General features: G+C 30.0%; 5 protein-coding genes and 1 pseudogene. 3 read left to right on the forward strand and 3 right to left on the reverse strand.

What is annotated here, in order from left to right:
- Positions 1-79 precede the first annotated feature (79 nt).
- Both Q0649_RS09010 and Q0649_RS09015 read left to right on the forward strand, forming a co-directional pair.
- On the forward strand, positions 80-1,273 hold the full coding sequence (locus Q0649_RS09010) for a S8 family serine peptidase (protein ID WP_298840505.1): 1,194 nt from the start codon (positions 80-82) through the stop codon (positions 1,271-1,273).
- A gap of 192 nt (positions 1,274-1,465) precedes the next feature.
- A pseudogene (locus Q0649_RS09015) lies at positions 1,466-1,976 on the forward strand (ferritin).
- Positions 1,977-2,134: 158 nt separating this feature from the next.
- Here Q0649_RS09015 and Q0649_RS09020 read toward each other — a convergent pair.
- The 3 genes from Q0649_RS09020 to Q0649_RS09030 form a co-directional block, all read right to left on the reverse strand.
- Positions 2,135-3,367: a competence/damage-inducible protein A gene (locus tag Q0649_RS09020; RefSeq protein ID WP_298840507.1), complete on the reverse strand. Its 1,233-nt coding sequence runs from the start codon at positions 3,365-3,367 to the stop codon at positions 2,135-2,137.
- A gap of 59 nt (positions 3,368-3,426) precedes the next feature.
- Complete coding sequence (locus Q0649_RS09025) at positions 3,427-4,374, reverse strand: phosphoglycerate dehydrogenase (protein ID WP_298840510.1); 948 nt, start codon at positions 4,372-4,374, stop codon at positions 3,427-3,429.
- A gap of 82 nt (positions 4,375-4,456) precedes the next feature.
- On the reverse strand, positions 4,457-7,387 hold the full coding sequence (locus Q0649_RS09030) for an insulinase family protein (protein ID WP_298840513.1): 2,931 nt from the start codon (positions 7,385-7,387) through the stop codon (positions 4,457-4,459).
- A 490-nt stretch (positions 7,388-7,877) separates the two neighbouring features.
- Here Q0649_RS09030 and Q0649_RS09035 point away from each other — a divergent pair, with 490 nt between their 5' ends.
- The gene (locus Q0649_RS09035) at positions 7,878-8,222 is read left to right on the forward strand and encodes a protease inhibitor I42 family protein (RefSeq protein WP_298840517.1); all 345 of its coding nucleotides are present in this window, start codon (positions 7,878-7,880) and stop codon (positions 8,220-8,222) included.
- Positions 8,223-8,392: the final 170 nt, after the last annotated feature.

Below are 8,392 nucleotides of genomic sequence, written 5' to 3' on the forward strand. Positions count from 1 at the left end.
TATAATTGTAAAGCCTTGAAGTCACTTGACTACAAGGTTATGCAATTAACTAAATGAAACAATATATTAGGAGGCATACATGTTTTCCTTCAAAAGTAAATTGGATCCTTCGCTTAAACACGCTTTATTAAATCATCTATATGACAACTATAGAGTAATAATACATTATAAATCTCTTGAAAATAAAACAATTAATAAAATAAAATCATTGAAATGTGATATTATACGCCATATTACCTCTATAAATTGTATTTGTGCTATTTTAACCCCAAGTGTTATAGATAGGATGATCGAATATCCACAGGTAACATATATAACTTTTGATTCTTATGCACATTTATGTGGCAGTAGTATACTGGCTTCTAACGGTATATCATTTCAAAGCAATTATGACTTAACAGGAAATGGTATTGGTATTGGAATAATTGATAGCGGTGTATATCCACATTGCGACTTGTTAAATCCTAATAATAAGATTAAGAAGTTTATAGACGTAGTAAATAATTTAAACTATCCTTATGATGATAATGGTCATGGCACCTTTATGAGTGGACTTATTTGTGGTAGTGGTTATGGCTCAAAGGGTATGTACAAAGGGGTTGCAAAAAATAGCCATCTTTATTCTATTAAGGCATTCAATAAGCTTGGTAAAGGGTTTATATCTGATATTCTATTTTCACTTGAAACTCTTATTAATGAAAGTAACGATTTCAATATTAAAATTATTTGTCTTCCTTTTGAAACCCTAGAAACTAATGAATTTGTGCTTTCTTTATTCTCTAAACTTTTCGATTTAGCAGTATTAAAAGGTCTTGTTGTTATAGTTCCCAGTGGCAGCAATAAAAGTGTTAAGAGTTCAATACGTGGTATCGCTACCCTTGATAACTGTATAACTGTAGGTGGATACAGTAGCATAGGGTCTCCTATCATATATGAGTATTCATCATGTGGCCCTTTCCATAAACTTGATAAACCAAATTTAATTGCTGCCTGCGTTGATATTTGTTCATTGATATCTGACACAGAATTTATATCTGAAAAAAACAGTATAAAACTTTATCCTTGTGGCATTACTAACTTATATACCACTTACACTGGGACTTCATGCTCTGCTGCCTTTGTATGCGGTATATGTGCTCTTCTCTATGAAAACAATAAGGATTTAAGTTTCAAAGATACATTGGCATTACTAAAGGTTTCTTCAAATCTAATAAATTTTCCAAAATATATGCAAGGTGCAGGAATTATAGATTTGGAAAAATTATTACCTTAAATTATTACTATATATTATATAAATATTGCTTAAACTAAAATATATGGTGTATAATATAGATATTATATAATATCTATAATTAATTAAAAATGATTATTCCCGTTCAAGCAAAAAAATTCACTATTACTAATCAACATTTCTAAGGGTATGATCATTGTATCGTACTACCCTTAAACTATTAGGAGGATTATTATGATAAGCGAAAGATTATTCACTGAACTAAACAAACAAATGAATTTTGAATTTTACTCTGCACACCTTTATTTAGCTATGGCTGCTTATTGCCGCTGCTGAGGATTTCGATGGATTTTCTAATTTTTTCAAAGTACAAGCTGAAGAGGAAAAATTCCATGCTATGAAATTTTATAATTATATAAATGAGATGAATGGGCGTGTAACTCTAGAAGGGATGCCTAATCCTCAAAATGATTACAAATCTCTACTTGATTCTTTTAAAATTGCATATGCACACGAGAAAATTGTAACAAGTAAAATTTATGCCCTTACTGACATTGCAACAGATGAAAGAGAACATGCAACTATAAGCTTACTTAAATGGTTTATTGATGAGCAAGTGGAAGAAGAAGCTACTTTTAACGGTCTTATAAAAAGACTTGGACGAATTAATGATGATCCAACAAGTATCTATATGTTAGATAATGAACTAGCAACAAGAGTTTTTGTTCCACCCGTTACTAAATAATTTATATATTAATAAAATAACATATATTGGATGCAATCATAATTTAGACATAAAAAAACAGGTATATATACCTGTTTTTTTATGTCTAGACCTATTTTTTTATCTATCTTATATAAATGAACTAAATTTTGCCCTTACAATAATATAAATCAATTATGTTATAATAATTCTCTCCTAAGCAAGTCTAGTAGTTGCTTAGTCGCTCTCGCGCGAACCTTCCCCCTATCACCTGACAATTTAAGCATCTTAGTTTTAACTTCACCATTAATATATAATCCTACATATACAAGCCCTACCGGTTTCTTCTCACTTCCACCACCTGGTCCCGCAATACCTGTTGTTGAAAGTCCGATGCTAGTACCTGCTGTCTTTGCTATTCCACTGGCCATTTCTGCTGCAACTTCACTACTTACTGCACCATACTTATCTAAAGTTTCTTTTTTAACTCCTAATCTATTAATTTTAGCATCATTAGTATAAGTTACTGCTCCCTCCATAAACACCGACGATATCCCTGGATAATTTATAAGTGTTGATGCAACCATTCCTCCTGTACAAGACTCAGCTGTTGCTATTGTTAACTTTTTATTAACTAACATTTCACAAAGTACACTTTCTAAAGTTACATCACCCTCACCATAAATGTTATCATTACCAAGTCTACTACGTATTTTAGCTTCCATAGGCTCCATAAGTTTTATGCCTTCATCATAACTATTAGCCTTTGATGTAATTCTAAATGTTACTTCTCCTTCTTTAGCATAAGGGGCAACAGTTGGGTTCGTTTGTGTGTCCAATATATCTTCTATCATTTCTGCAGCGCTACTCTCACCCACTCCGATAACTCTTAGCACCTTTGAAACTAATACCCCTTGCTCAAATTTTCTAAGATATGGAACCACACTTTCCTCAAACATAGGTTTCATTTCAAAGGGTGGTCCAGGTAAAAGTGCAACAATCTTTTTGTTTTCTTCTATTATGCATCCCGGTGCTGTACCATTATTGTTCGGAAGTATTACCGCATCTACCGGAAAATATGCCTGTTTCTTATTACTTTCTACCATTACTCTATCGGTCTTTTTAAAATAATCCTCGATGATTTTTAAAGAAGCTTCATGAACTACACTTTTCTTACCAAAATACTCAAAAGCTACCTCCTTAGTTAAATCATCTTTTGTAGGTCCAAGACCACCAGTAGTTATAACTAAATCAGCTCTACTAAACGCTAATATATATGCCTCTAAAAGTCTTTGTGGATTATCTCCAACTACTGACTGATGGTACACTGCTATTCCGAGATCTGCCAATCTCTTAGCAATATATTGAGCATTTGTATTTACTATATCTCCTAGTAATATTTCTGAACCCACCGCTAGTATTTCCGCTTTCATAATTTCTCCTCCTATAGGTGTCACCCAAATAGCAGGTGACATCTAAATATTTTTATAATTTAATATCCTTTTTTTAAATCTACAACATTTACCAACTTATCACTAATTATATATCTTTTCATATTTTCATATATAGTCTCAAACCTTCGCTCATTTCTCATCTGGGAAATCCATGAATTATGAGATGTTAATATAATATTATCTAATTCCCAAAGCTCACTATTTTCTTTTAATGGTTCTTCTTCATATACATCTATAGCAGCACCAGCTAGTTTACCATTTTTTAAGTTTTTTATCAGACATGCCTCATCTACAATATTTCCTCTAGCTACATTTATAAAGAAAGTTCCATTTTTCATTGAATTAAATATCTCCGCATTGATTAAATGATATGTGGATTTAGTATATGGAACGGTTACTACAACAATATCACATAAATTTATCATTTCACGAAGTGAACCCATGTCATAACATTTATCAAAATACTCAGCATCATGACCACTTGTATTTACACCTATGATAGTTACCCCAAAGCCACAAAATCTCTTAGCCGCTTCAGTAGCTATTGTGCCCGTACCTATAAATCCTATAGTTTTACCATATAGTTCAAGAATACTTGTATCCATTTTCCATTTTTTGCTTTCTTGGTTCTTATACAATTTTTTACTATTCTTTAGCATCTCAAGGGTTTTTAACACAATCCACTCCCCCATTGGAATACTATATCCACCTTTGTTGTTTGTAATTATAATAGAAGTACTTTTAACATACTCAACTGGCAATTGATCAATGCCAATGCTAGATAATTGAATCCACTTTAATTTTTTCATTTTCCTTATATCAAGAGTCTTAAACGGGTCATAACAAACTAAAACTTCAATATCTTCAAGTTCTTCACTATACGTCAAGTTTTCCTCTGAAATAACCTTTATATCATATCCAAAAGCTTCTACATCTTTCCTTTTCTCTCCTCCGTAGTTAGATGTGAAAAGTGCTTTAATAGCCATTCATACCCTCCTTTTAAGAAAAGATGCCACTTGCCACGTTGTCAGCACCATTTCTTTGAAAAAAAAGGTGCCAAAAGGCACCTTATTTAAATACATTTACTAAGTTTGTGAATATGTCTTTATTATCTTTAATTTTCGTTTCATTTCCGAGTACACAGAAACAATCTTCTTTTATAATATCAGAAAGCAATGTTTTAAATGACTTAATATCATCAGCATTTGTATTTAATACTTCTTCTCGTTCCTTCTGTCTTTGCTCCTGCGTGATACCTCTTATATAATATGCAGTAGCACGTTCACCCTTCATAGAAGGTGTTAATGGTGAATCGAGATCACTAATTGTACCTATAATATATTTAGTCATTTCCCTATCGGATGCTTCAAAGTTTTGTATATACTCACATATTCCATCATATGCTGTTAAAGTTTCTTTGATATTTGGATCCCTATAAGATACAAACACTATGTTACCGCTTCTAGCTATATTGGCAAATCCACCATAGGCTCCACCTTGTACACGAACTCTGTTCCATAAGTAGTCAAGACTCGCTATAGTCTTAAGTACTAGCATCTTACCAGAATAAGAATAACCCTTCTTAATGAAGTTATAACCTTTAGCTACATATTGAACATCTGACGAAGTAAGTAACCCCTCATTATCTTTGCTTAAATCAAAATCATATTTTGTATCTGTTAATTTTTCAGTTTCTAAGATATTTATAACTTTTGGTAATTCGCGGGCAAATGATGTATATATATCTTTTTCCCCTGTTACACTTACAATAATATTATTTTTATTGAATATAAGTTTTGAAACCTTATTTAAATTTTTTATAATTTCATCTGCTTTATTATCAAAATCTGTTTCAATTTCATTTAAAAATTTATAAAATGTTATTCCTGTTGTTTTTTCTATATAAGCTGCGGCTGGAGAAAAATAAGAAGTAAGTCTTCCAGCTGCTACCATATGTCCCCTATCAAGAATTTTCATTTCATACCTTGATTTTAATTGTTGAATTAACTCCTTCAAACGTTTCTTTTCATTAAATTTAGTAAGACTAATTATTTCTGCAATAATATCAAATAATTTAGGAATACTAGAAATTAATGCTTTAGATTTTAATACTAACTTAGGATTATATTTTTCAAAATTTTCATTTTCACCATATACATCTGTAGTAAAATGAATACCCCCTGTATGAATATTTACCTCATTAGATAAATCAGAATAATTGGTATTTTGTGTACTTACTCTTCCTAAAATAGTTGATAATAATGTTACATAAGGTATTAACTCTAAATCTACTTTTTTAGCATCAAATAATATATCTATATAAGCAATTTTATTAGTAAAAATATTGTGAGATAAAACTTTTACTCCCTCCTCATCTTTTACTTCTAAAGGTAAATGTTCTACCGTTTTTTCAATATCTGAGAGTTCAAGTAAAGGAATAGTTTCAAGAACTTCCACGGAGTCTGGTGTCATTTGCCTTTCCTTAAGATCCTTTGTACTCTTAACAATTGCTTGTATTTGTTTTTCTGAGAGACCTTCTTTGTATTTTTTTAATTTTTCTTCTGTTAGCTTAGCTTTCTGCTCTGCAAGGCCTTTTTTACCATTCAAAATAACCATGGAACTATGGTTATTATTAATAAGATACTTCTCTATAAGTTCTTCAAAATAATTTGTTGTTAGTGCTAATTTTATTTTACTTAAATAACTTTCATATTCTAAATGCATAGTAGGATCCTTGTCATAAAGCCAACTATCCATACTAGTTATATAATAGAATAGACCTTTTGGAAAACCTCCTAAATCAGCTTCACGTAACTTAAATTCAGTAATATTTATACATGCCTCTATTAGTTTCTTATCTATTCCATTTTTAACTAAATTCTTTAAAGTTGTAAATACAACCTCTTTGAATTTTTCTTTTTCACTTTCATTAGAATTTTTTACTACTATACTAAACACAGGCTGTAATATACTATTATCAAAACTTCCAAATACATCTTTACCAATCTCTGCATCCACAAGTGCTTTCTTTAAAGGCGCTGCAGCACTTTCTAATAACAAATATTCTAAAATTTCAAGAGCTAAATGCATTTCTGGATGACTAACGTTATCTCCTGATACAAAATTCAAGCTTAAAAATGTTTTTCCTTTTTCATCATCATCACAAGAAATAGGATAATCCATCTTGACTTCTTTCATTTTACTAAATGGTTTTTGTAGTTTAATTGCTGATTCAATCTGGATTTTATCGAAATTATTTAAATATTTCTCACTTATGAATTGTAACTGCTCATCAATGTTTCCATCTCCATATAAAAATATATAACTATTTGATGGATGATAGTATTTTTTATGAAACTCTGTAAATTCTTTTTGAGTTAAATCTGGTATAAATTCTGGATCTCCTCCTGACTCTACGCCGTAAGAGGTGTCTGGGAATAAAGATTCCTGAATCTTACGCATAAGGGATCCTTCCGGAGATGAAAATACCCCTTTCATTTCATTGTAAACTACACCTTTGTATGTTAGTTTATCTTCCTTGTTTTCTAATTCATAATGCCAACCTTCTTGCATTAATATTTCTGGCTTAGAGTATAAATTCGGATAAAAAACAGCATCCAAATACACATCCATAAGATTAATAAAATCTTTTTCATTTTTACTCGCTAAAGGATATATTGTTTTATCAGAAAAAGTCATAGCATTTAGAAATGTATTTAAAGACCCTTTTATTAATTCAACAAAAGGCTCCTTTGTAGGAAACTTTCTAGAACCACAAAGCACTGAATGTTCTAATATATGTGGAAGTCCATTATTATTTTTAGGTGGTGTTCTAAATCCTATAGAAAAAACCTTATTATCATCATCATTTTCTATATGAAGTAATCTAGCTCCACTTTTCACATGTTCAAATACTCTTGTTATTGAATTTAACTCTTCTATATTTTTTTCTTCAATTAACTTAAATCCGTGATATATACTGCCAATTTTAAATATCATTTTTCTCCTCCTAATACTTTCTTTGAAAACATAAACATCTTATTAAGTGTTTTATCTTGTGTGAACTTTTAAATTTAAGTGCATTTCATATTATATGAATGAAAATCATTAAATGAACATAATTCTTTTGGCATAACTAATTACAAATATGATATGGATATGACAAGTATGCCATACTCTTAATATTTCACTATTAGAATTACTTTATTATGTTAATTATACACCATTTTATTCCACACTGCTAACAACATAATTTATTTTATATATCTATCTTTTCTCATTTTTATTTAGTCTATACTATGCATAATATACCAATAAAATATGTAATCTTATTTTTTTATATACACTGTTAAATTTTCCTACTAAAATGGTATTTAGGATACTATTGTTAAATGCATAAATATATATAGAAACAATAATACTATATTTATAAAGTTCATATTATTTTATTAATAAATCTACGCAAGTAGTGATTAAGGGGGGTACTTACTTGACTTACGAATATAAAAATTTTAAGTTAAACGCTATAGTTTTGGGCCATGATCTAATAAATATTATCCCTATACATGAGCAAATGATTATTGAGCTTACTGAATCTCCAGCAACTGGATATTGTTGGTACTACACCACGTCTGATCCTTCTATTATATTATTGGAAGAAAAAAGAATATTCGATTTTAATAAACCTAATATTATAGGAGGAACCAAGCAGATTCTATGGAAATTTAAAGGTCTGAATTGTGGAGAATGTAAAATACTCTTTTCTTATTATAAAAGTTGGAAAAAAGAGTCTTGCCCCTTAGATGAATTCACATATATAGTGAAAGTAGAGTAGTCTAGGTCACTATATTACTATAAATTATCAAAAAATAAAAATGAGAGTCAACCATATTTAATGTAGACTCTCATTGTAAATTATTATTTGTATAATGATGATTAAGTTAATATCCCATAACCTGTTTGAGTAACAAGTATTGTATGTTCCCATTGAGATGACAATGAACC

Origin of the sequence: uncultured Clostridium sp. (assembly GCF_937920395.1) — a bacterium.
GTDB lineage: Bacteria > Bacillota > Clostridia > Clostridiales > Clostridiaceae > Clostridium_AD.